The 1,346-nt window shown below is 72.2% G+C and carries 1 protein-coding gene and 1 pseudogene; both read left to right on the top strand.

Features of this window, described 5'->3' with window-relative positions:
• Positions 1 to 243: pseudogene (locus tag ACOADB_RS29015) on the top strand (hypothetical protein); the annotation flags it as partial.
• Positions 240 to 1,346: fumarylacetoacetase (gene fahA, locus ACOADB_RS29010; protein WP_378607469.1), on the top strand; the 1,107-nt coding region annotated here is incomplete at its 3' end. The pseudogene ACOADB_RS29015 and the gene fahA, both read left to right, overlap by 4 nt.

The raw sequence follows: 1,346 nt of genomic DNA, 5'->3' as shown, positions 1-1,346 counted from the left end.
GCGGGGCTGCACCACGCGCTGCGCAACACGGACCCGGAGACGGGCTTCGAGCAGCACGGCTTCCTCAACCTGCTGGCGGCAACCGGCGTCCGCGACGCCGAGGCCATGGCCGCCGTGCTCGCCGAGCGCGCCGCTGCTCCGGACGTCCCGTCCACCTCGCTGCTCCGGTCCATCGGGACCTGCAGCATCACCGAACCGATCGACGAGCTGACCGCGCTCGGTCTCCTGGAGCTGGCCCGATGAACTCCCCGAACGACCTGTACGGCATCACCAACCTCCCCTACGGCGTCTACTCCGTCGCAGGCTCGGCGCCGCGCTGTGCGACCCGGTACGGCGACCAGGTGCTCGACCTCGCGCTGCTCCTGGAGGACGACGTCTTCGCGGAGCCGGGCCTCAACGCGTTCATGGCGCAGGGCAGGCAGCGCTGGGAGGAGGTGCGCACCCTGCTGACCGATCGCGTGCGCGGTCCGCTGCCCGAGGGCTGTGCCCACTCCGTCGACGACGTGACGATGCACCTGCCGTTCGCGGTGGCCGACTACGTCGACTTCTACGCCTCCGAGCACCACGCGTCGAACCTCGGGCGGCTGTTCCGCCCGGACAACCCCAACCCGCTGCTGCCGAACTGGAAGCACCTGCCCGTCAGCTACACCGGCCGGGCCGGATCCGTCGTCGTCTCGGGCACCGACATCGTGCGCCCGTGCGGCCAGCGCCTGCCGGCCGGCGCCGAGGCGCCCGTCTTCGGACCGTCCGTGCGGCTCGACATCGAGGCCGAGCTCGGCTTCGTCGTCGGCACCGGCAACCCGATGGGCACGGCCATCCCGGTCGAGGACGCCGCCGACCACATCTTCGGCGTCGCCCTGTTCAACGACTGGTCGGCACGCGACATCCAGGCGTGGGAGTACGTCCCGCTCGGCCCGCACCTGGGCAAGTCGTTCGCGTCGACGATCGCCCCGTGGATCGTGCCGCTGGCCGCGCTCGACGCCGCCCGCGTCAGCACCCCGACGCAGGACCCCTCGCCCCTGCCCTACCTGGCGATGGACGAGGCGTGGGGCCTCGACATCGACCTGGAGGTCGAGTGGAACGGCGACGTGGTCAGCCGGCCGCCGTACTCGTCGATGTACTGGTCGCCCGCCCAGATGCTGGCGCACCTGACCGTCAACGGAGCACCCACCCGCACCGGCGACCTGTACGCCTCGGGCACCATCTCCGGCCCGTCACCCGACCAGGTCGGCTCGCTGATCGAGCTCGGCAAGGGCTTCCTCGAGGACGGCGACGAGGTCGTCCTCCGCGCCAGCGCCCCCGGCGCCAACGGCACCCGCATCGGCTTCGGCGAGGCCCGCGGCCGG

Origin of the sequence: Nocardioides sp. CPCC 206348 (assembly GCF_048654705.1) — a bacterium.
Classification (GTDB): domain Bacteria; phylum Actinomycetota; class Actinomycetes; order Propionibacteriales; family Nocardioidaceae; genus Nocardioides.
The sequence above is the reverse complement of the archived record's forward strand: the minus strand, read 5'-3'. Positions and strand labels throughout refer to the sequence as shown.